This window comes from Streptomyces sp. NPDC001393, from assembly GCF_053597455.1.
Window position 1 is genome coordinate 50131 of record NZ_JBSFIH010000052.1, and the last position, 19360, is coordinate 69490.

A 19360-nucleotide genomic window follows, 5' to 3' on the forward strand; every position below is an offset into this window, starting at 1 on the left:
ACGTTAGATTGATCCCGTGCTCTCACGTCTCTCTCGTCCCCAGGCCGTAGCCGTCTGCGCTGTGCCCGTCGTGGCACTGCTCGCCACGGCGGCGTTCGCGCCGCTGCCGTTCTCGGTGGCGCAGCCCGGGATGACGGCGAACGTGCTCGGCGAGAACCGGGGCACCCAGGTGATCACCGTCTCCGGCGCGCCGGCCCGCAAGACCAGCGGGCAGCTGCGGATGGTGACGATCGAGGCGACCGGCCCGGACGCCACGGTGACCCTCGGAGACGTGGTCGGCAACTGGTTCCGCACCGACCGGGCGGTCATGCCGCGCGACGCGGTCTACCCGAGCGGCAACACCGTCAAGGAGATCGAGAAGCACAACGCGGCGCAGATGCAGCAGTCCCAGGACGCGGCGACCCGGGCGGCCCTGAAGTACCTGGGGCTGAGCCCCGACAAGGTCAAGGTCACGCTGAAGCTCGCCGACGTGGGCGGGCCCAGCGCGGGCCTGCTGTTCACCCTGGGGATCATCGACAAGCTGCACGGCGACGGCAGCGGCGGCGACCTCACGGGCGGCCGCACCATCGCCGGCACCGGCACGATCGACGCCTCCGGTACGGTCGGCGCGGTCGGCGGGGTGGCCCTGAAGACCCAGGCCGCCCGGCGCGACGGCGCGACGGTCTTCCTGGTCCCGAAGGCCGAGTGCGCCGACGCCAAGGCGGAACTCCCCAAGGGCCTGCGCCTGATCCCGGTGACCACACTCAGGGGCGCCGTGAACTCCCTTCAGGCGCTTCAGAGCGGCAAGGGGTCCGTGCCGAGCTGCTGAGCCGGCCTACGTCCCCTCCCCGCTGTCCGCAGCAGCCTGCTCCACCAACGGGATGATCCGCAGCGGTACCGGGTTCTCCATGACGATCGCCGTGGAGGCCCGGACGATGCCCTCGAAGCCGACCACCCGGTCGATCACCCGCTGGAGATCGGCGTTGGAGCGGGCCACCAGGCGGCACAGCATGTCGCCGCTGCCGGTGGTGGTCAGCAGCTCCAGCACCTCCGGCACGGTCGCCAGGTGCGCCCGTACATCGGGCCCCTGGCCCTGCCGGATCTGCAGCGTGGCGAAGGCCGTCACCGGGTAGCCGAGCGCCGCCGGGTCCACCTGCGGACCGAATCCCCGGATGACCCCGTTCGACTGGAGCCGGTCCAGGCGCGCCTGGACCGTCCCCCGGGCGACCCCGAGCCGCCGGGACATCTCCAGCACGCCGATGCGCGGCTCCCGGGCGAGGAGCACGATGATCCGCCCGTCCAGATGATCGATCGCCACGGCACCCCCAGGGGTGAGCATCCTGTACAGAAAGGCCGCCGATACGGCCGTACCACTGAGCAGATTGCCCAGTGAATACACGAACTATTGCGCACCTTGCAGAGCGGGGCCACCCTTCCGGCATGACGCAGACCACTCACCACACTCCCGACACAGCCCGGCAGGCCGACCCCTTCCCGGTCAAGGGAATGGACGCGGTCGTCTTCGCCGTGGGCAACGCCAAGCAGGCGGCGCACTACTACTCCACCGCCTTCGGCATGAAGCTGGTCGCCTACTCCGGACCGGAGAACGGCAGCCGTGAGACCGCCAGTTACGTCCTCGAGAACGGCTCCGCCCGCTTCGTGTTCACCTCGGTGATCAAGCCGAGCACCGACTGGGGCCACTTCCTCGCCCGGCACGTGGCCGAGCACGGCGACGGCGTCATCGACCTGGCCATCGAGGTCCCGGACGCCCGCGCCGCGTACGCGTACGCCGTCGAGCACGGCGCGAAGAGCGTCGCCGAGCCGTACGAGGTGAAGGACGAGCACGGCACCGTCGTCCTCGCCGCGATCGCCACCTACGGCGAGACCCGCCACACCCTGGTCGACCGCTCCGGCTACGACGGCCCCTACCTGCCCGGTTACGTCGCTGCCAAGCCGATGGTCACCCCGCCCGCCCAGCGCACCTTCCAGGCCATCGACCACTGCGTCGGCAACGTCGAACTCGGCCGGATGAACGAGTGGGTCGGGTTCTACAACAAGGTCATGGGCTTCACGAACATGAAGGAGTTCGTGGGCGACGACATCGCCACCGAGTACAGCGCGCTGATGTCGAAGGTCGTCGCGGACGGCACCCTCAAGGTCAAGTTCCCGATCAACGAGCCCGCGATCGCCAAGAAGAAGTCCCAGATCGACGAGTACCTGGAGTTCTACGGCGGCGCCGGCGTCCAGCACATCGCGCTGAACACGGGCGACATCGTGCAGACCGTCCGCACCATGCGCGCGGCCGGCGTGGAGTTCCTCGACACCCCCGACTCCTACTACGACACCCTCGGCGAGTGGGTCGGCGACACCCGCGTGCCGATCGAGACCCTGCGCGAGCTGAAGATCCTCGCCGACCGCGACGAGGACGGCTACCTGCTGCAGATCTTCACCAAGCCGGTCCAGGACCGTCCGACGGTCTTCTTCGAGATCATCGAACGGCACGGCTCCATGGGCTTCGGCAAGGGCAACTTCAAGGCCCTGTTCGAGGCGATCGAGCGGGAGCAGGCCAAGCGCGGCAACCTGTAGGAACGGCTTCCAGGCACCTTCCAGGCACCTTCCAGGCACAGAAGAGCGAGACGGCCCACGCAACCGCGGTGGTCGTCTCGCTGTGCGAGTGCGGTCTGGTCCGCGCTGAGCTTCGTCAGTCCGTTGTCCAGCGACGGAGTTTCTCGGGGTTGCGTATTACCCAGATGTGCCTGATCCGGTCGCCCGCGACGTCGAACGCGAGCACCGTCACGGTGACGCCGTCCTGCTGAGCCACCAGGCCGGGCTGTCCGTTGACCGAACGCTCCAGGAACGTCATGTTGTCGGGCCTCCGGCGGGCGAGTTCGGCCCAGGCGTACGCGATCTGCTCGCCGCCTTCGATGGGGTCCAGGAAGGCTGTGGCGAGGCCGCCGCCGTCGGCGATGGCCGTGGCCTCGGGGTCGAGCAGGCCGATGAGGGCGTCGATGTCCCTGGCTTCCCATGCCTGCTTGAAGTCCCTGACGACGCCGGCGTGCTGGGCTGCCGGAGTCGCACAGGGCTGCGAGGCCCGGATGCGGCGGCGGGCCGAGGAAGCCAGCTGGCGGCATGCCGCAGGGGTACGGCCGACGATCTCGGCCACTTCGGCAAAGGAGTGGCAGAAGACATCGTGCAGGATGAACGCGACCCGTTCGGCCGGGGTCATCGATTCGAGCAAGACCAGAAACGCCAGGTTGACCGACTCATCCAGGGTGATCCGATCGGCCGGGTCGACGGTCGCACCGCCCGGCCGCGCGCTGATCCACTCCGTACGCCCGGGCAATGGCTCGGGAATCCATTCCCCCACGTAGGTCTCTCGCCGGGCCCGTGCCGAGCCGAGCAGGTTGAGGCAGATGCGGCCCGCGACCCTCGTCAGCCAGGCGCCGGGGGACTCGATGGCGTCCTGCTGCTGCCGGGACATGGCGTACCAGCGGGCGTATGTCTCCTGGACGGCATCCTCGGCCTCGGCCAGGGAGCCCAGAAGGCGGTAGGCGAGATTGATCAGCTGACGCCGCTCGCTCATGATCGCGTCCAGGCCCGGATCGGGCCGGCCCTGTCCTGGCACGGATGGGGTGGTCATGGTGCCGACAGCTCCCTCGGTCGCATCTGCTCTCACTGGTTCGACAAGACAGCGCACCGGATTGTGAGGCCGGCGTGACGCCTCACAATCCGGTGCGCTGCGTTGTCGAACCAGTGAGACGAACACATCATCCAGCGAACCGGGAGCTCAGAGACATCATGACTACCTCGATGCCGGCAACGACGTTCACCGACCCGGCGCCAGCGCAACGCCTTGAGCGGGCAGCCAGTGCGCTGACCGCACGCGGCTTCACCGTGGAGATCCTCGACGACGCCGCCGCCGCGCGCACCCGCATCAAGGATCTGCTCCCGGAGGGAGCCAGTGTGTTCACCACGGCCAGCGAGACCCTCCGCCTGTCCGGCATCGCTGAGGACATCAATGCCGGCGGTCGGTACGACGCCATCAAGCCACGCGTCCTGGCCATGGACCGCGCCACTCAGACCGACGAGATCCGGCGGCTGACCGCCAGCCCGGATGTGATCGTGGGTAGCGTCCACGCGGTCACCGAAACCGGCTCCCTCGTGATCGCCTCGGGCAGTGGAAGCCAGTTGCCCGGCAATGCCGGCGGCGCCGCCCGCGCGATCTGGGTCGTCGGAGCGCAGAAGGTGGTGCCCGACCTGCCCGCCGCGCTGCAGCGCATCGAAGACCACTGCCTCCCGCTGGAAAGCGCCCGCACCCAGGAAGCCTACGGGTGGCCCAGCGCCATCAACCGCCTCCTCATCCTCAACGCAGAATTCCAGCCCGGACGCGGCACCGTCCTGCTGCTCCGCGAAGCCATCGGATTCTGACCCACCAGGAGTGCCGCACGGTGGTCGCCGTTGGTCGGCGCGAGTTCGCCGGCCGGCACGCAGGCGGCCACCACACCGGTTCCGGCGCCCATGCCACGAGTCCTGGCAACAAGACTCGCTTCCGCTCAGTCTCCGGGAACGGTTCACACCGATGCCCGGGAGTGCGACCCTGTGATCATGAGCCGCATCGAAGCGCCCAGCGACGAGGCAACCGGCAACCTCACCGACCGGCTCCTGGCCGGCCTGCCCGCCGAGGCCGTCCTGACCGACCCCGACGTCATCGCCTCCTACGCAAACGACATGGCGAGCTTCTGCCCGGCCGGCACCCCGGCCGTCGTCGTTCTGCCGCGCACGGTCGAACAGGTCCAGCACGTCATGCGCACCGCCACCGCACTGCGTGTGCCCGTGGTCCCGCAGGGCGCCCGCAGCGGTCTGTCCGGCGCCGCCAACGCCACCGACGGCTGCATCGTGCTCTCCCTCACCAAGATGGACCGCATCCTGGAGATCAGCCCCGTCGACCGGATCGCCGTGGCCGAACCCGGCGTGATCAACGCGACCCTGTCCCGCGCGGTCGAGGAACACGGCCTGTACTACCCGCCGGACCCCTCCAGCTGGGAGATGTGCACCATCGGCGGCAACATCGGCACCGGGTCCGGCGGCCTGTGCTGCGTGAAGTACGGGGTCACGGCCGAGTACGTGCTCGGCCTGGACGTCGTCCTCGCCGACGGCCGCCTGCTGTCCACCGGCCGCCGCACCGCCAAGGGCGTAGCCGGCTACGACCTCACCCGCCTGTTCGTCGGCTCCGAGGGCTCGCTCGGCATCGTCGTACGGGCCGTGCTCGCGCTCAGGCCCAAGCCGCCGCAGCAGCTGGTGCTGGCCGCCGAGTTCCCCTCCGCCTCGGCCGCCTGCGACGCGGTCTGCCGGATCATGGAGGGCGGGCACGTCCCGTCCCTCCTCGAACTGATGGACCGTACGACCGTCAAGGCGGTCAACGACCTTGCCCACATGGGCCTGCCGGAGACCACCGAGGCACTGCTGCTGGCCGCCTTCGACACCCTGGACCCGGCCGCCGACCTCGCCGCCGTCGGCGCGCTGTGCGAGGCCGCCGGCGCCACCGAGGTGGTCCCGGCCGAGGACGCGGCCGAGTCCGAGATGCTGCTGAAGGCCCGGCGGCTCTCGCTGACCGCGCTGGAGGCGGTCAAGGGCACGACGATGATCGACGACGTGTGCGTGCCCCGCTCGAAGCTCGGCGCGATGCTGGAGGGCGTCGAACGGATCGCCGAGAAGTACCAGCTGACCATCGGCGTCTGCGCCCACGCCGGCGACGGCAACACCCACCCCACCGTCTGCTTCGACGCGGCGGACGCGGACGAGTCCCGGCGGGCCCGCGAGTCCTTCGACGAGATCATGGCCCTCGGCCTGGAGCTCGGCGGCACCATCACCGGCGAACACGGCGTCGGCGTGCTGAAGAAGGAGTGGCTCGCCCGGGAGATCGGCCCGGTCGGGATCGAGATGCAGCGCGCCGTGAAGCAGGCCTTCGACCCCTTGGGCATCCTCAACCCGGGCAAGCTCTTCTGACCCGTGCCCCATGGGGCTCACTGGGCGAGCAGCTGGTCGAGCGCGTCGTCGATGCCCAGTTGCTCTCCCTCGGTTCCCGGGGGAACGGCCCGCAGGGTCCGCTCCAGCCAGGCCGACACCTGCGGGACCGGCGCCTGAAGCAGCGCGTCCCCGTCCGGCGAGCTCAGCGCCATCAGCACGACACTGCGCCCCTCGGTCTTCGTCGGCCACACCCGCACGTCCCCCTGCCCGCAGGCCCGGAAGACGCCCTCCGCCAGCAGGTCCCGGGCGAACGTCCAGTTGACGGGGGAGCCGGAGTGGATGTGGAAGGCGATGTGTACGGCGTACGGATCGTCGGAGCGGTAGCTCAGCCGGGCCGGCACCGGAATGCTGCGCTCCGGTGACAGCACGAGTCTCAGTTCGAGCTCCCGCTCCACCACGGTGTGTTGCATGACCTGCGTGTCCTCTCTGTTCGGGGCTGTTCGAGCTCGACCGGGCTCGTTCGAGCTCGTTCGGGGCCGCTCGGAACGGCCCGCACGGGGGAGAGAGGGCAGGGGCCGGGGCATTACGCGGGTTCGGGGAAATTTTTTTCGCGAGACGTGTACGAGCCGGGTAAGGCGTCGCCCGGAAAGGGGTGGGTCCTGCGGGACTGGCGCTGCGGGCTGCCGCGGTCTGATAGATGTGGAGGCTCCCATCCCACCCCCGAGCAGATACGGGACGACGGACATGAGCGCCCCAACCCCGGCCCCAGGTGACGACCGGCCCCGCGAGGGCTACTACCCGGACCCGTCCATCCCCGGGTACGTCCGGTACTGGAACGGCGCCTCCTGGGTGCCCGGCACCAGCCGCCCGGCGCCGAAGGACGGCGAACCGCTCACCCCGCCGCCCGGCGTCCGCCCCGCGGCCCCGGCCGTCGAGGAGACGGGCCCGCACTTCTTCGACGAGGATCCCCAGCCGACGCCCTCCGGCCAGGACGGCTCCGCCACCTGGCCGCCCGCCGGCGAGAGCGGGCCCGCCGCCTGGGGCACCGACGCCCGCAGTGGCACGGGTCATGCCGGGTACGGCGACCAGGGCGCGAGGCAGCCGGGCGCCGCCGGTCAGCACGGCGACGGGCGTACCGCCTGGGGTGCCGACCCGCGGGTGCCCGCGGAGGGTTCGGCCCGGCCGACCGGCCAGGGCGGCCGCACCGACGGCACGGCCTCGGTCCCGCCGGGGGAGGGCGACGAGCAGGACCCCGGCGGCACCTTCGTCTTCCGACGGCCGGTCCCGGGGCCCGCGGCCGTGCAGGACGACGGCACCATGACCTTCCGCCCCGTACCCGGCCAGAGCAGGCGGGACGCCCAGCCCGCCCCCGGCCCCCAGGCCCCCGGCACCCCGGCCTCCGGCTTCGGACCGCACGACGCGGCCCAGGGCCCCGGCTTCGGCGCGCCCGCGACCGGCCACGACGCGGGCGCGGCCGGCTCCTCCGCGGCGCCCGGTGGCTTCGGTCCGCAGGCCTCCGGCCCGGGAGCGGCAGCAGGTGGCTTCGGTCCGCAGGGTCCCGTCGGTGCGCCCACCCCGCCCGCCGCCGCATCCCCCACGACTCCCGCCGCCACGACCCCCGCCCCCACGAACCCCACCCCCTCGAACCCGGCCCCCGCACACCCCGCCTCCCCGGCCGGAGGCCCCGGTTTCGGTGCCGGCAAGGCCGCTGCCGCCCGCGCCGCCGCGCAGGCACCGCAAGCGGCCCCGCCCGCACAGCCCGCCCAGGCGGCCGTGGCGCCCTCGGTTCCGGCGCAGGGCGGAGACCCGGTCACCCCGGTGACCAGTGGGCCCGGTGGCGGGCAGGCGTCCTGGGCGCAGCAGGTGCACCAGCTGGCCGGTGGCGCGGACGAGCAGCCCGTGGCGCCGTGGAAGCCAGTAGTGGAGGACCCGTTCCAGGCGGCAGCGCGCCGGCAGGCCGCCGCCCGTCCCGCCGGGCTCGGCAAGCGGTTCGCCGCCCGGCTGGTCGACACCCTGATCGTGGGCGCCGTGACGGCCGCCGCAGGCGTACCGCTCGGCACCAAGGCCGTCGACCACGTCCAGCAGAAGATCGACGCGGCCAGGCTGTCCGGCCACGAGGTCACCGTCTGGCTGCTCGACGGCACGACCGCCACCAGCCTCGGCATCGTGCTCGCAGTGCTGCTGCTGGTCGGGGTCGGGTACGAGGTGCTGCCGACCGCCAAGTGGGGCCGCACCCTCGGCAAGAAGCTGCTCGGTCTCGAGGTCCGGGACATCGAGGCGCACGAGCCCCCGACCTTCGGCCCGGCGCTGCGCCGCTGGCTGGTCTACAGCGTGCCCGGACTGCTCGGCATCGGGATCGTGGGCGTGCTGTGGTGCCTGTTCGACCGGCCCTGGCACCAGTGCTGGCACGACAAGGCGGCGCACACCTTCGTGGCGGGCTGAGCGGGTCCGCGGCGGGCCGAGCGCGGGGCGGCGCCGCAGTCCGGACGGCGGTACTCCGGACGGCCGTACTCCGTAAGGCCGTCCGCCGGATGCGGAGCCGGGGCGTTCGCGGTCCACTCGGGCCATGAGCAGCGAACCGCCCCCCGGCTCCGGAGAGCAGCCCCCCGAGGACGACCCGTTCAGGAAGCGGCCCCCGTCGGACCAGGGGCAGGGCTCGCCGTACGACACCCCGCCCGGCGGCGCCCAGCAGCCCCCGCCACCGGGCGGCGGACAGTCACCCCCGCCACCGGGCGGCGGGCAACCCCCGGGCGGCGGACAGCCACCCCCGCCACCGGGCGGCGGGCAACCCCCGGGCGGCGAACAGCCACCCCCGCCACCGGGCGGCGGGCAACCCCCGGGCGGCGAACAGCCACCCCCGTACGGGAGCGGCGAGCCCCCGCCGCCGTACGGCGGCGGCCAGCCCCCTCCCTACGGCGGCGCACCCCCGGGCGGCCCCGGCCCCTATGGGGGCGGCCCCTACGGCCCCGGCCCCTACGGTGCGGGCGCCGGTGGCTATCCCGCCGACCCGCTCGCCGGTATGCCCCCGCTCGCCGACAGCGGCCGGCGGACGCTCGCGCGGATCATCGACATGATCCTCGTCGGCATCGTCGTCTGGCTGCTCACCTGGGCGTTCGGAGTGCGCGAGTACCAGATCAACGGCGATCACGTCTCGGTCGGCAAGACCGTGGGGCAGTCCTTCATCACGGCCGTGCTGTACATCGCGTACGACACGTTCACGATGACCCAGTACGGCCAGACCCTCGGCAAGAAGTGGCTGGGCATGCGGGTGGCGAACCTGGACAACGGCGCCACCCCCTCGGCGCAGACCAACCTGATCCGCGCCGTGGTGTTGTGGGTGCCGTACGCCTTCTGCTGCTTCTGCGTCTGGACGGCCATCTGCGGCGGCTGGAGCTACTTCGACAGGCCCTACAAACAGGGGCTGCACGACAAGGCGGCCAAGACGGTGGTGGTCAGCACCGGTTGAGGCAGGCGGCAGGGGTGCCCATACGAAAGCGGCGGGTCCGTGGGATCGGGGTCACGGGCCCGCCGCTTTCGTGTGCACCGTTCACAGCGCGGTGGACACCGGCTGCTCCTGGTGCGCGGGCTCGGTGGGTTCGGCCGTCGCCTCGGCCGGCACCTCGGTCGTAGGGATCCTCGGCAGCGGCACCGTCATCGCCACGAGCAGCCCGAGGGCCAGCGCCGCGAGGGCGATGACGGTGACCCCGAGGCCCGAACTCGTCTGGGACAGCAGCAGCATGGCGAGCGTCGAGAAGATCACGGTGCACGAACCGTAGACGAACTGTGCGGCAGTCGGACGAGGCATGACAATCGTGTCCTCGGAAGTCTTCGGGGGATTCTTCGGATGGGGCGTGCCATTCGACTCTCTTCGCGTGCATGCCCGAACGACGCGCCCGGTAAGCGTGACCTAACCCACGGTACAGGTGCACGGGGGGCGCACAGGAAGCACGGTCTGTGTAAAGCGGACGCCAACTCCGCATAGTGCACACGAAGTGACAGAGTCAAGATCTGTCTTTTCTTCTAAACCTCTAGGTTCGGCGGCACGCCGCCGCGCCGGACCGCACGAAGGACAACTCCACGGCCTGGCAGAAGGACTACGACCAGAAGCACTACCAGGACCTCTACTTCGGCACCGGCAACAAGAAGGAGTCGCTGAAGAAGTACTACGAGAAGCAGTCCTCTGGCCGCTACTCGGTGGACGGCGACGTCACGGACTGGGCCAAGGTCCCCTACAACGAGGCCCGTTACGGCAACAACGCCTGCGGCCAGACCAACTGCCCCAGCGTGTGGAACGTGGTCAGCGGCGGTCCCCGGTCCTCTCGGACAACGCGGAGTCCGCGGACGCCGGTTGGACCGCCAACGGCTTCTCCCGCATTGGCGCGTCCTTCACCAAGGACTACAAGCAGTACTGCATCGCCGAGAACCGGCAGTACGTGTCGTACGACAAGACCCTCAAGGCCGGCCCCTACAACTTCGGCTTCTCGGCGACCCGTCCGGACTGGGTGGAGCACTACCCGTACCAGAACGGCCTGTTGATCTGGAAGTGGGACACCTCCCAGGCCGACAACAACACCAGCAGCACCACCGGCCACCCGGGTTCCGGTCTGGTCCTGGGACGGCATCACGCTGCACAAGGCGGACATCGGGACGGTGGTCAAGGCGTCGAAGGGGGTGCCGGTGTTCGACGACCACACCGGCACCTACTACGACCCGTCGAACCCACCGGGGGCGTGCGGTCACTGACACCAACGCCAAGATCACGATCGTCAAGGAGGCCGGGAACGGCTCGACGATCTTGCTCAAGATCGGCGCCGCGGTGAAGTAGTCGGCATTTGTGCAGGTCAGAAGCGTATCGGCGGCGACCCCTTGGCGGGTCGCCGCCGATCGTGTTTAGGTGCGTCCTGTGGACCGCTTATTGACACCGACCGAAACGGGGATGTGACCGCATGGCCGCAGGAGGCTTCTGCAAGCTGCCGAACGGCACCGTGGTGGTGGCGCTGAACCTGCCCTACGACGCCGTCGGCGTCCGGGTGCTCGTACACGCCCAGAACCGCGCCCGAGCCCTGACCAGGCTCCGCAACCTGGGGTTCCGTGCGATCTACCTCCGGGGGAACGCCGCGCCTCCGACACCGGACGAGATCACGGCCGTGCTGCACCACCCCGACGGCCTGATATGGCGCACGGCACCGGCCGACAACGGTGTCATCGTGAACGAGCTGTGGCACCCCATCCGGGCACTGCTGCGCAGGTCAGCGGTGGTCCAGTGACCCCTAGCCGCTGACCACGGGCTTGCCCGTGAGTTCCACGCCCGCCTCGCGCAGCTCCTCCAGGGCCCGCTCCGTCGTCTCCGGGGCCACGCCCGCCGTGAGGTCCAGCAGGACCTGGGTCCGGAAGCCCTCTCGGGCCGCGTCCAGGGCGGTGGCCCGTACGCAGTGGTCCGTGGCTATGCCGACCACGTCGACCTCGTCGATGTGGCGGGCGCGGAGCCAGTCGGCCAGCGAGGTGCCGTTCTCCTCCTTGCCCTCGAAGCCGCTGTAGGCCGCCGAGTACTCCCCCTTGGAGAAGACCGCGTCGACCGCGCCGGAGGCGACGGCGGGGGCGAAGTTGGGGTGGAAGCCCACCCCCTCCGTGCCCGCGACGCAGTGCGCGGGCCAGGAGCGGACGAAGTCGGGGTTGTCGGCGAAGTGGCCGCCGGGCGCGATGTGGTGGTCCCGGGTGGCCACCACGTGGCGGTATCCGGTGCCCGCCGCCTGGCCGATCAGCTCGGTGATGGCGGCGGCCACGTCCGCGCCCCCGGCCACCGCGAGGCTGCCCCCCTCGCAGAAGTCGTTCTGCACATCTACGACGATCAAGGCGCGGCGCATGGTGGGTGTCCTTCGACTGAGGATTAAGTAACTGAGCCTAGAGACTTACGGCCCCGTAGGGGAGGGGGCGCGGGCAGGGCGGACGCTGGTCTCGCTCTAGCTACCCGAGTGCCCGTGGACGTACTCCGTCGGAATGACGGGTTCCCCTCGGGAGAGCTGGGTGGCGGAGAGCGGCAGATTGGCGCGGGCGGCGATATGGCGGTCCCGGGGCACGTCCAGGGGCTCGCGGGCGACGACGTCGCCGCCCTTGACCAGCTGCACGAGGAGCTGGCGGTCGGTGAGCTCCGCCGGGACCGCGCCGGTGCCCACGACCTCGGCCTCCGCCACCCCGTCCGCGTCCAGCCGGCGTGCCGCCCACTTGCGGCCCCCGATCGAGGTCTTGCCGCCGCTGGACTTCTTCGCGACCGGCACCAGCGGCGCGTTCGGGTCGCCGGACTCGGCGCGGGCGACCAGCTTGTAGACCATGGAGCAGGTCGGGTGCCCGGAGCCGGTGACCAGCTGGGTGCCGACGCCGTACGCGTCCACGGGGGCGGCGGCGAGGGAGGCGATGGCGTACTCGTCCAGGTCGGAGGTGACGACGATCTTCGTGTGGGCCGCGCCCAGCTCGTCCAGCTGCTGGCGCACCCGGTGGGCGACGAGCAGCAGGTCGCCGGAGTCGATGCGGACCGCGCCCAGCTCGGGGCCGGCCACCTCCACCGCGGTACGGACGGCCTCGGCGACGTCGTAGGTGTCCACCAGCAGCGTGGTGCCCCGGCCGAGGGTGTCGACCTGGGCCTGGAAGGCGTCCCGCTCCCGGTCGTGCAGCAGGGTGAAGGCGTGCGCGGAGGTGCCGACCGTGGGGATGCCGTAGCGGAAGCCCGCCGCGAGGTCGGAGGTGGTCGCGAAGCCGCCGACGTACGCGGCGCGCGCGGCGGCCACCGCCGCCAGCTCGTGGGTGCGGCGGGCGCCCATCTCGATCAGCGGGCGCTCACCGGCGGCGGAGGCCATCCGGGAGGCGGCCGCGGCGATCGCGGAGTCGTGGTTGAGGATGGAGAGGATCACCGTCTCCAGCAGCACGCACTCGGCGAAGGTGCCCTCCACGCGCATGATCGGAGAGCCGGGGAAGTAGACCTCGCCCTCGGGGTAGCCCCAGATGTCCCCGCCGAAGCGGTAGTCGGCGAGCCACTTCAGGGTCTCCTCGTCGACGATCCGCCGCTCGCGCAGGAAGCCGAGGACGTCCGCGTCGAAGCGGAAGTTCTCCACCGCGTCCAGCACCCGCCCGGTGCCCGCCACCACGCCGTAGCGGCGGCCCTCCGGCAGCCGCCGGGTGAAGACCTCGAACACGCTCCGCCGTTCGGCCGTACCGGCCTTCAGTGCGGCCTGCAGCATCGTCAGCTCGTACTGGTCCGTGAAGAGCGCCGTCGAGGGAACATCCACCGGCAGCCCAAGGTCCGCTGTGTTCATGGCAGCCGATCGTACTCCCTTTTCGTCGGTGTGACGATTTCCGGGCCGCGTGGCAGCATGGGCACTGTGACGTCACCCGCGCCCGTAGAGATCGAACGCACCGAGTCGGCGGAGGAGGTCTTCGCCGTACCCGAGCCCGACGTCCCCTGGGTCACCATCGTGCACAACGACCCGGTCAACCTCATGAGCTATGTGACGTACGTCTTCCAGACGTACTTCGGCTACTCCAAGGACAAGGCCACCAAGCTCATGCTCGACGTCCACCACAAGGGCAGGGCGGTCGTCTCCAGCGGGACCCGCGAGGAGATGGAGCGCGACGTGCAGGCGATGCACGGCTACGGCCTGTGGGCCACCCTCCAGCAGGACCGGAAATGACCCGCCCCCGCTCGCAGGACCGGAAGTAGCTGACCCACTTAGATGCCCGGACACTTCGAACCGCTTCCCGGCGGCGGCGCGGCCGTCGCCCTCGACGACGTCGAGATCTCCATCATCCGCTCGCTGGCCGTGCAACTGCTGGAGCTCGTCGGCCCCGGGCCGGGCGCCGACAGTCCCAAGGACCCGCTCGCCGAGCTGTTCGCGGAGGGCCCGAGCGAGCCGCCCGCCGATCCGGTGCTCAGAAGGCTCTTCCCGGACGCCTACAGCGACCCCGAGCAGGCTCCGGACTCGCCCGGCGAGGCCGAGGAGCAGCAGGCCCACTCCGCCGAGTTCCGCCGGTACACCGAGAACGACCTGCGGGCCGGCAAGCGCGAGAACGCGCTCGCGGTGATCCGTGCCCTGGACGCGCTGTCCCCGGTGGACGAGGGCGGGGCCGTGCTGAAGCTGGAGGCGGGGCAGTCCCGGCAGTGGCTCGGCGCCCTCAACGACCTGCGGCTCGCGATCGGCACCCGGCTGGACATCACCGACGAGGACGACACCGATCTGCTCTACCGGCTCCCGGACGAGGACCCGCGCAAGCCGATGGTGATGGCCTATCTATGGCTCGGCGGGCTCCAGGAGACCCTGGTGAACACCCTTATGCCCTAGCGTGCCGGGATTTGCGGTGCACGAGTGTTCGCTCAGCGGACGCTCAAATCCGGATAACGATCGCGTTACCGTTGCGGCCTGGTTTGCCGCATCTGCGCGCTCTTTGTCCGCTTTTACCTATGAGCTGCGCCACAGAAGCTCTCGGTGATCAACATTGCGGCCGTGATAAATCTTCACGACCGCCCGGCCGACACCACCCACGTCCGGCCGGGTGCGCCACCGAGCCGACGACCGTCGGCCAGGCACGGGCGGACCTGGAAAGCCGCCCAGCTCCAGCAATCCGGGGGGATCGAAACCCGATCCGCGGCCGACGACGGCCCGGGTCGGCATGGAGAAAGGCGCACCAACACATGACCTCATCGCAGGTCGAGAAGCTTCGCGACAGCAATGAGGCCGCGCGGGTCGCGGACAGCGCGGACAGCGAGGGCGGCGAGGGCTACCAGCGGGGGCTCGGCTCCCGCCAGATCCAGATGATCGCCATCGGCGGTGCCATCGGCACCGGCCTGTTCCTCGGCGCGGGCAAGGGCATTTCCAAGGCCGGCCCCAGCCTGATCCTGGCCTACGCCATCGTGGGCCTCGTCATCTTCCTGATCATGCGGGCCCTCGGCGAACTGCTGATGTACCGCCCGGTGTCGGGCTCGTTCTCGGAGTACGCGCGCGAGTTCATCGGCCCCTTCGCGGGCTTCGTGACCGGCTGGACGTACTGGCTGTTCTGGGTGGTCACCGGCATCACCGAGGTCACCGCCGCGGCCGCCTACATGACGTACTGGTTCGCGATCCCGCAGTGGGTCTCGGCCCTGATCTTCACGATCGTGCTCTACGCCGCCAACCTGATCTCCGTGAAGCTCTTCGGTGAGCTGGAGTTCTGGTTCTCCATGGTCAAGGTCACCGCGATCATCGGCATGATCCTGATCTGCGCCGGCATCCTCACCGTCGGCTTCTCCGACGCGGGCAAGACCGCCTCCGTCAGCCACCTGTGGAGCGACGGCGGCTTCTTCCCGCACGGCGTCGGCAACACGCTGATGACCCTGCAGATGGTCATGTTCGCCTTCCTCGCCGTCGAACTGGTCGGGGTCACCGCGGGCGAGTCCAAGGACCCCGAGAAGGTGCTGCCCAAGGCGATCAACACCGTGCCGTGGCGCATCGCCGTCTTCTACGTCGGCGCGCTGATCATGATCCTGTCGGTCGTGCCGTGGACCGAGTTCCACCCGGGCGTGAGCCCCTTCGTCGCCGCGTTCCAGAAGATGGGCCTGTCCGTCGGCGCCGGCATCGTCAACTTCGTCGTCCTGACCGCCGCGCTGTCCTCCTGCAACTCCGGCATGTACTCCACCGGCCGCATGCTGCGCGACCTGGCGCTCAACAGCCAGGGACCCAAGGTCTTCACCAAGCTGACCCGCAGCGGCACCCCGCTGGTCGGCACGACGTTCTCCGCCGCGCTGATGCTGGTGGGTGTCTGGATCAACTACCAGTGGCCGGGCAAGGCGTTCGACTACGTCGTCTCCTTCGCGACCATCTCCGGCATGTGGGCCTGGATCGTCATCCTGGTCTGCCAGATCCGCTACCGGTTCAAGGCGGACCGCGGGCTGCTGCCGCAGAGCGGGTTCCGCGCGCCGGGAGCGCCGTACACGAGCATCTTCGCGCTGGCGTTCATCTTCATGGTGATCGTACTCATGGGTATCGACAAGGACGCCCGGGTGTCGCTTTACTGTGCTCCGCTGTGGGCCGCGGTCCTCGGCGTCTCCTACTGGGTGCTCAGGCGCCGCAACCCGGAGGCCGCGGCCTTCCGCAGGCGCTGACCCACGCGAAAGCGACCGGAAAGCCATCGGAAAAACGGACGTCCGGCCGTCGGGAGCACTCGTGGCGCCCCCGGCGGCCGCCGCTCAGGACGTCCGCGATGTGGGCCGTCCCGTACCACACCTCGGTACGGGGCGGCCCCTCTGCTTATCCTGACCGACATGCTGACCATCACCCAGGCCCTGTACGACCAGATCGTCGCCCACGCCCGCAAGGACCACCCCGACGAGGCGTGCGGCGTCGTCGCGGGCCCGGCGGGCTCGGACCGCCCCGAGCGCTTCGTCCCGATGCTGAACGCGGCCATGTCGCCCACCTTCTACGAGTTCGACTCCGGCGACCTGCTCAAGCTCTACCGCGAGCTGGACGACCGTGACGAGGAGCCGGTGGTCATCTACCACTCCCACACCGCGACCGACGCCTACCCCTCGCGCACCGACATCTCCTACGCCAACGAGCCCGGCGCCCACTACGTCCTGGTCTCCACCGCCGACACCGACGGCCTCGGCGAGTTCCAGTTCCGCTCCTTCCGGATCGTGGACGGCGAGGTCACGGAGGAGGAGGTCAAGGTCGTGGACGCCTACTGATCTCGCCCACCGGACGAAATCCGTCCAGCATACGGAATCACACTCCGAGACCCGGACCGGGAATCGATACGATGAGCCCATGGTTCTGTACGACGTGAGCGAGAAGGCGCCGGGCATGCTGCTCGTGGCGCGGCTGCACGTCGACCTGTGCAGGCTGAACAGCGCCATCTGTTGACGTTCCCTGCCGCCGTACGGCCGTGTGCCGCGGCGCGCCGCCGCACGCCCGAATCGACGAACCCCTTCCGACAGGAGCCCTGAGCCATGGCCATCGAGGTCCGCATCCCGACCATCCTCCGCACCTACACGGACGGCCAGAAGGCGGTGAAGGGCAGCGGAAACACCCTCACCGAGCTGTTCGCCGACCTCGAGACCCGGCACGCGGGCATCCAGGCCCGCATCGTGGACGAGGGCAAGCTGCGCCGCTTCGTCAACGTGTACCTGAACGACGAGGACGTCCGCTTCATCGACGGTATCGACACCAAGCTGTCGGACGGCGACACCGTGACGATCCTGCCGGCCGTGGCCGGCGGCATGCGCTGATCGGTCGCTGAGCAGCGATGCGCTACGACTCCCCGCTGGCCGCGGTGGGCAACACCCCCCTGGTGCGCCTGCCACGGCTCTCGCCGTCCGCCGACGTCCGCATCTGGGCCAAGCTGGAGGACCGCAACCCCACCGGCTCGGTCAAGGACCGCCCCGCGCTGCACATGATCGAGCAGGCGGAGAAGGACGGCCGCCTCACCCCGGGCTGCACCATCCTGGAGCCCACCTCGGGCAACACGGGCATCTCGCTGGCCATGGCCGCCAAGCTCAAGGGCTACCGCATGGTGTGCGTGATGCCGGAGAACACCTCGCAGGAGCGCCGGGACCTGCTCGGCATGTGGGGCGCCGAGATCATCTCCTCCCCGGCCGCGGGCGGTTCCAACACCGCCGTGCGCGTGGCGAAGGAGCTGGCCGCCGAGCACCCCGACTGGGTGATGCTCTACCAGTACGGCAACCCGGACAACGCCGGCGCCCACTACGCCACCACGGGCCCCGAGATCCTCGCCGACCTCCCCTCGATCACCCACTTCGTGGCCGGCCTCGGCACCACCGGCACCCTGATGGGCGTCGGCCGCTATCTGCGCGAGCACAGGCCGGGCGTGCAGATCGTCGCCGCCGAACCGCGCTACGACGACCTGGTGTACGGCCTCAGGAACCTGGACGAGGGCTTCGTCCCCGAGCTGTACGACGCCTCGGTCCTCACCTCCCGCTTCTCGGTCGGCTCGGCCGACGCGGTCACCCGCACCCGTGAACTCCTGCAGCAGGAGGGCATCTTCGCGGGCGTCTCGACCGGCGCCGCCCTGCACGCGGCGATCGGCGTCGGGAAGAAGGCGGTCAAGGCGGGGGAGAGCGCCGACATCGTCTTCATCGTGGCCGACGGCGGCTGGAAGTACCTGTCCACCGGCGTCTACACGGCGGCCACCACGGAAGAGGCCATCGAGACACTGCAGGGCCAGCTCTGGGCGTAGCACGGTTTTCGTAACACCGCATTAACGCGGATCAAGCGGTCACCAGCCCCCTCCTATGAGGGGGCTAAGCCATTCCTATGGCAAGGCAAAGAAATTCTTTCACCACTGCCAGTGGTGCTCAGGCCAGAGCTACCGTCCTCCCGCACCCTGTCATGTCACGCTCACCAGGCGATGACAGGTGCCTGAGAGTGTCATGCTCATGACTGCGCGGTCCTGCCGCCGCTACGCGCGTCACGGGCCTGCCAATCCAGTGCGAATCCCCACGTCAACCGGAGGCAGTACCCCATGCGTGAGTCACGCCCGAGCAGCCGGAGACGGAGTCTGCGAAGACTCGTCGCCGTCGCCTTCCCCGCCCTCGCCCTGACCGTCGCCGGATTCACCGCGGCGCCCACGGCAGGGGCGCAGCCCACCAGCGCGCACCCGCACACCACCAAGGTCACGCAGAACGCCAAGGCGCTGACCGACCCCAAGCGGCAGACGTTCCACTCCACCGGCAAGGCCGGGCAGAAGGTGCCGACCCAGCACCTGTGCGCCAAGGCCGAGCCGGGCCACGCGTCCTGCTTCGCCCAGCGCCGCACGGACATCAAGCAGCGGCTCGCCTCGGCGCTCGCCGCGGCCGCGCCCTCCGGCCTCTCCCCGGCCAACCTGCACAGCGCCTACAACCTGCCCACCACGGGCGGTTCGGGCATGACGGTCGCCATCGTCGACGCCTACAACGACCCCAACGCCGAGTCGGACCTGGCCACCTACCGCTCGCAGTACGGTCTGTCCGCGTGCACCAAGGCCAACGGCTGCTTCAAGCAGGTCAGCCAGACCGGCTCCACCACCTCGCTGCCGACCAATGACAGCGGCTGGGCCGGCGAAGAGATGCTCGACATCGACATGGTCAGCGCGGTCTGCCCGAACTGCAGCATCATCCTGGTCGAGGCCAACTCCGCGAACGACACCGACCTCGGCATCGCCGAGAACGAGGCCGTCTCGCTCGGCGCCAAGTTCGTCTCCAACAGCTGGGGCGGCTCCGAGTCCTCCGCGCAGACCAGCGAGGACACCTCGTACTTCAAGCACCCGGGCGTCGCGATCACCGTGTCCGCGGGTGACTCCGCCTACGGCGCCGAGTACCCGGCGACCTCGCAGTACGTGACGGCCGTCGGCGGCACCGCGCTCACCACCGCCTCCAACTCCCGCGGCTGGAGCGAGT

Annotated in this window: 20 protein-coding genes and 3 pseudogenes; 17 read left to right on the forward strand and 6 right to left on the reverse strand. The window is 70.2% G+C overall.

The features are described from left to right. Positions 1-16: 16 nt before the first annotated feature. Positions 17-808 (forward strand): S16 family serine protease, encoded by a 792-nt coding sequence (locus tag ACWC2T_RS36545; protein ID WP_450674640.1) that lies wholly within the window; start codon positions 17-19, stop codon positions 806-808. Positions 809-814: 6 nt separating this feature from the next. Here ACWC2T_RS36545 and ACWC2T_RS36550 read toward each other — a convergent pair whose 3' ends face one another. Continuing rightward, complete coding sequence (locus ACWC2T_RS36550) at positions 815-1297, reverse strand: Lrp/AsnC family transcriptional regulator (protein WP_388627372.1); 483 nt, start codon at positions 1295-1297, stop codon at positions 815-817. A gap of 122 nt (positions 1298-1419) precedes the next feature. Between ACWC2T_RS36550 and hppD the strand changes: the two genes are divergently transcribed. Beyond that, positions 1420-2565, forward strand: coding sequence for a 4-hydroxyphenylpyruvate dioxygenase (gene hppD, locus ACWC2T_RS36555; protein ID WP_450674641.1), 1146 nt, complete (start codon positions 1420-1422; stop codon positions 2563-2565). Between the two features lie 115 nt (positions 2566-2680). On the opposite strand, the gene sigJ is transcribed toward hppD, so the two are convergent. Further along, a complete protein-coding gene (sigJ, locus tag ACWC2T_RS36560) occupies positions 2681-3619 on the reverse strand; it encodes an RNA polymerase sigma factor SigJ (protein WP_450674642.1) in 939 nt (312 codons plus the stop codon). Between the two features lie 158 nt (positions 3620-3777). Between sigJ and ACWC2T_RS36565 the strand changes: the two genes are divergently transcribed. Further along, positions 3778-4407, forward strand: a complete 630-nt coding sequence (locus ACWC2T_RS36565) for an LUD domain-containing protein (RefSeq protein ID WP_450674643.1) — start codon at positions 3778-3780, stop codon at positions 4405-4407. Positions 4408-4578: 171 nt separating this feature from the next. Next, on the forward strand, positions 4579-5985 hold the full coding sequence (locus tag ACWC2T_RS36570) for an FAD-binding oxidoreductase (RefSeq protein WP_450674644.1): 1407 nt from the start codon (positions 4579-4581) through the stop codon (positions 5983-5985). 17 nt (positions 5986-6002) lie between these two features. Here the strand turns inward: ACWC2T_RS36570 and ACWC2T_RS36575 are convergent, their stop codons facing one another. After that, entirely contained in the window at positions 6003-6416 is a 414-nt protein-coding gene (locus ACWC2T_RS36575; protein WP_450674645.1) for an SsgA family sporulation/cell division regulator, read from the reverse strand. A 274-nt stretch (positions 6417-6690) separates the two neighbouring features. Here ACWC2T_RS36575 and ACWC2T_RS36580 point away from each other — a divergent pair, with 274 nt between their 5' ends. Both ACWC2T_RS36580 and ACWC2T_RS36585 read left to right on the forward strand, forming a co-directional pair. After that, positions 6691-8388: an RDD family protein gene (locus ACWC2T_RS36580; RefSeq protein WP_450674646.1), complete on the forward strand. Its 1698-nt coding sequence runs from the start codon at positions 6691-6693 to the stop codon at positions 8386-8388. Between the two features lie 124 nt (positions 8389-8512). Beyond that, positions 8513-9412 carry an RDD family protein gene (locus ACWC2T_RS36585; protein WP_450674647.1) on the forward strand — a complete coding sequence of 300 codons (900 nt, stop codon included), beginning with the start codon at positions 8513-8515 and terminating at the stop codon, positions 9410-9412. Positions 9413-9493: 81 nt separating this feature from the next. Here ACWC2T_RS36585 and ACWC2T_RS36590 read toward each other — a convergent pair whose 3' ends face one another. Continuing rightward, on the reverse strand, positions 9494-9751 hold the full coding sequence (locus tag ACWC2T_RS36590; protein ID WP_450674648.1) for a hypothetical protein: 258 nt from the start codon (positions 9749-9751) through the stop codon (positions 9494-9496). Between the two features lie 317 nt (positions 9752-10068). Here ACWC2T_RS36590 and ACWC2T_RS36595 point away from each other — a divergent pair. The 3 genes and pseudogenes from ACWC2T_RS36595 to ACWC2T_RS36605 form a co-directional block, all read left to right on the forward strand. Then, positions 10069-10167: pseudogene (locus tag ACWC2T_RS36595) on the forward strand (immune inhibitor A domain-containing protein); the annotation flags it as partial. Positions 10168-10259: 92 nt separating this feature from the next. Then, a pseudogene (locus ACWC2T_RS36600) lies at positions 10260-10771 on the forward strand (immune inhibitor A domain-containing protein); the annotation flags it as partial. Positions 10772-10892: 121 nt separating this feature from the next. Next, a complete protein-coding gene (locus ACWC2T_RS36605) occupies positions 10893-11213 on the forward strand; it encodes a hypothetical protein (RefSeq protein ID WP_450674649.1) in 321 nt (106 codons plus the stop codon). Between the two features lie 3 nt (positions 11214-11216). On the opposite strand, the gene ACWC2T_RS36610 is transcribed toward ACWC2T_RS36605, so the two are convergent. Together ACWC2T_RS36610 and ACWC2T_RS36615 are read right to left on the reverse strand one after the other, a co-directional pair. Then, positions 11217-11810, reverse strand: coding sequence for a nicotinamidase (locus ACWC2T_RS36610; RefSeq protein ID WP_450674650.1), 594 nt, complete (start codon positions 11808-11810; stop codon positions 11217-11219). Positions 11811-11906: 96 nt separating this feature from the next. Further along, on the reverse strand, positions 11907-13253 hold the full coding sequence (locus tag ACWC2T_RS36615) for a nicotinate phosphoribosyltransferase (protein ID WP_450674651.1): 1347 nt from the start codon (positions 13251-13253) through the stop codon (positions 11907-11909). A 57-nt stretch (positions 13254-13310) separates the two neighbouring features. Here ACWC2T_RS36615 and clpS point away from each other — a divergent pair, with 57 nt between their 5' ends. The 8 genes and pseudogenes from clpS to ACWC2T_RS36655 all read left to right on the forward strand — a co-directional run. Next, positions 13311-13628 (forward strand): ATP-dependent Clp protease adapter ClpS, encoded by a 318-nt coding sequence (clpS, locus tag ACWC2T_RS36620; protein ID WP_023550189.1) that lies wholly within the window; start codon positions 13311-13313, stop codon positions 13626-13628. A gap of 42 nt (positions 13629-13670) precedes the next feature. Continuing rightward, positions 13671-14276, forward strand: coding sequence for a DUF2017 domain-containing protein (locus ACWC2T_RS36625; RefSeq protein ID WP_450674652.1), 606 nt, complete (start codon positions 13671-13673; stop codon positions 14274-14276). Between the two features lie 350 nt (positions 14277-14626). Further along, positions 14627-16072, forward strand: coding sequence for an amino acid permease (locus tag ACWC2T_RS36630; protein WP_450674653.1), 1446 nt, complete (start codon positions 14627-14629; stop codon positions 16070-16072). A 159-nt stretch (positions 16073-16231) separates the two neighbouring features. Next, positions 16232-16654 carry a Mov34/MPN/PAD-1 family protein gene (locus ACWC2T_RS36635; protein ID WP_450674654.1) on the forward strand — a complete coding sequence of 141 codons (423 nt, stop codon included), beginning with the start codon at positions 16232-16234 and terminating at the stop codon, positions 16652-16654. Between the two features lie 79 nt (positions 16655-16733). Next, on the forward strand, positions 16734-16829 hold the full coding sequence (locus ACWC2T_RS36640; protein WP_351207146.1) for a putative leader peptide: 96 nt from the start codon (positions 16734-16736) through the stop codon (positions 16827-16829). Positions 16830-16915: 86 nt separating this feature from the next. Continuing rightward, positions 16916-17194 carry a MoaD/ThiS family protein gene (locus tag ACWC2T_RS36645; RefSeq protein WP_450674655.1) on the forward strand — a complete coding sequence of 93 codons (279 nt, stop codon included), beginning with the start codon at positions 16916-16918 and terminating at the stop codon, positions 17192-17194. Between the two features lie 17 nt (positions 17195-17211). Beyond that, positions 17212-18162, forward strand: coding sequence for a PLP-dependent cysteine synthase family protein (locus ACWC2T_RS36650; RefSeq protein WP_450674656.1), 951 nt, complete (start codon positions 17212-17214; stop codon positions 18160-18162). Between the two features lie 285 nt (positions 18163-18447). Beyond that, positions 18448-19360, forward strand: a pseudogene (locus ACWC2T_RS36655) (hypothetical protein); the annotation flags it as partial.

What these genes read in the sequence shown, in the direction of transcription:
- ACWC2T_RS36565 (WP_450674643.1), top strand. Translation starts at nt 3,778, where the DNA reads ATGACTACCTCGATGCCGGCAACGACGTTCACCGACCCGGCGCCAGCG.
- sigJ (WP_450674642.1), bottom strand. Translation starts at nt 3,619, where the DNA reads ATGACCACCCCATCCGTGCCAGGACAGGGCCGGCCCGATCCGGGCCTG.
- ACWC2T_RS36605 (WP_450674649.1), top strand. Translation starts at nt 10,893, where the DNA reads ATGGCCGCAGGAGGCTTCTGCAAGCTGCCGAACGGCACCGTGGTGGTG.
- ACWC2T_RS36610 (WP_450674650.1), bottom strand. Translation starts at nt 11,810, where the DNA reads ATGCGCCGCGCCTTGATCGTCGTAGATGTGCAGAACGACTTCTGCGAG.
- clpS (WP_023550189.1), top strand. Translation starts at nt 13,311, where the DNA reads ATGGGCACTGTGACGTCACCCGCGCCCGTAGAGATCGAACGCACCGAG.
- ACWC2T_RS36650 (WP_450674656.1), top strand. Translation starts at nt 17,212, where the DNA reads ATGCGCTACGACTCCCCGCTGGCCGCGGTGGGCAACACCCCCCTGGTG.
- ACWC2T_RS36575 (WP_450674645.1), bottom strand. Translation starts at nt 6,416, where the DNA reads ATGCAACACACCGTGGTGGAGCGGGAGCTCGAACTGAGACTCGTGCTG.
- hppD (WP_450674641.1), top strand. Translation starts at nt 1,420, where the DNA reads ATGACGCAGACCACTCACCACACTCCCGACACAGCCCGGCAGGCCGAC.
- ACWC2T_RS36645 (WP_450674655.1), top strand. Translation starts at nt 16,916, where the DNA reads ATGGCCATCGAGGTCCGCATCCCGACCATCCTCCGCACCTACACGGAC.
- ACWC2T_RS36615 (WP_450674651.1), bottom strand. Translation starts at nt 13,253, where the DNA reads ATGAACACAGCGGACCTTGGGCTGCCGGTGGATGTTCCCTCGACGGCG.
- ACWC2T_RS36640 (WP_351207146.1), top strand. Translation starts at nt 16,734, where the DNA reads ATGGTTCTGTACGACGTGAGCGAGAAGGCGCCGGGCATGCTGCTCGTG.
- ACWC2T_RS36585 (WP_450674647.1), top strand. Translation starts at nt 8,513, where the DNA reads ATGAGCAGCGAACCGCCCCCCGGCTCCGGAGAGCAGCCCCCCGAGGAC.
- ACWC2T_RS36580 (WP_450674646.1), top strand. Translation starts at nt 6,691, where the DNA reads ATGAGCGCCCCAACCCCGGCCCCAGGTGACGACCGGCCCCGCGAGGGC.
- ACWC2T_RS36630 (WP_450674653.1), top strand. Translation starts at nt 14,627, where the DNA reads ATGACCTCATCGCAGGTCGAGAAGCTTCGCGACAGCAATGAGGCCGCG.
- ACWC2T_RS36590 (WP_450674648.1), bottom strand. Translation starts at nt 9,751, where the DNA reads ATGCCTCGTCCGACTGCCGCACAGTTCGTCTACGGTTCGTGCACCGTG.
- ACWC2T_RS36625 (WP_450674652.1), top strand. Translation starts at nt 13,671, where the DNA reads ATGCCCGGACACTTCGAACCGCTTCCCGGCGGCGGCGCGGCCGTCGCC.
- ACWC2T_RS36635 (WP_450674654.1), top strand. Translation starts at nt 16,232, where the DNA reads ATGCTGACCATCACCCAGGCCCTGTACGACCAGATCGTCGCCCACGCC.